The 234-nt window shown below is 53.0% G+C and carries 1 pseudogene; it reads right to left on the bottom strand.

Going from position 1 to position 234, the window contains the following annotated elements:
• Window positions 1–234: pseudogene (locus R0K30_RS23620) on the bottom strand (hypothetical protein); the annotation flags it as partial.

The raw sequence follows: 234 nt of genomic DNA, 5'->3' as shown, positions 1-234 counted from the left end.
AGGCAAATTTGTTTTCTTTTCCGTCAGCCAGCCCCGCGCCCTCATGTTGATCCTGAATGGATTCAAGCGCTTCCAGTTTGGAGTAATCCTCTCTTTTCGTCTGACGTGCGGAACCTTGAACGGAGCCGAGCGCCTGGTCACCGTCATCGCCTTCTCTGGCCGCGTCTTTCCCAAGATCTGATTTCGCGCCGTGCTCAATATCAAATTGAAGGAAACTTTTTGCCGGCGCTTCGG

Origin of the sequence: Bacillus sp. SIMBA_154 (genome assembly GCF_046536015.1) — a bacterium.
Classification (GTDB): Bacteria; Bacillota; Bacilli; order Bacillales; family Bacillaceae; genus Bacillus; species Bacillus pumilus_P.
The sequence above is the reverse complement of the archived record's forward strand: the minus strand, read 5'-3'. Positions and strand labels throughout refer to the sequence as shown.